The organism is Bacillus sp. SIMBA_005, assembly GCF_046535585.1.
GTDB lineage: Bacteria > Bacillota > Bacilli > Bacillales > Bacillaceae > Bacillus > Bacillus pumilus.
On the sequence record NZ_JAWRWI010000460.1, the window covers coordinates 1 to 269 of the forward strand.

The 269-nt window shown below is 72.5% G+C and carries 1 protein-coding gene; it reads left to right on the forward strand.

Going from position 1 to position 269, the window contains the following annotated elements; all coding sequences use genetic code 11:
* The coding region (locus SB660_RS20895) for a hypothetical protein (protein ID WP_410584272.1) at window positions 1-269 on the forward strand (269 nt) is incomplete at both ends.

Below are 269 nucleotides of genomic sequence, written 5' to 3' on the forward strand. Positions count from 1 at the left end.
GAAGGCGCTCAAGGCGTTCCGGACCGAGATCGACGCCGTGTGGCGGCCGGAACCCGACGACCGCGATCCGATGTGGCGCGCCGCCAACGGCCGTCTGCCCGACGCGTGGTTGCCGGCGATCGAGGTGCTCGGCGACGACACCCGCGCCCTGTTCAACTGGGTGCACGCGGCGCAGACCCTGGTCGCCCGCAGCAAGCAGGACGATCCCGCGCGCGAGCGCCTGCAGCGCAGCCTCGGCATGGCGCTGGAGATGGTCGAGCAGCAGCACG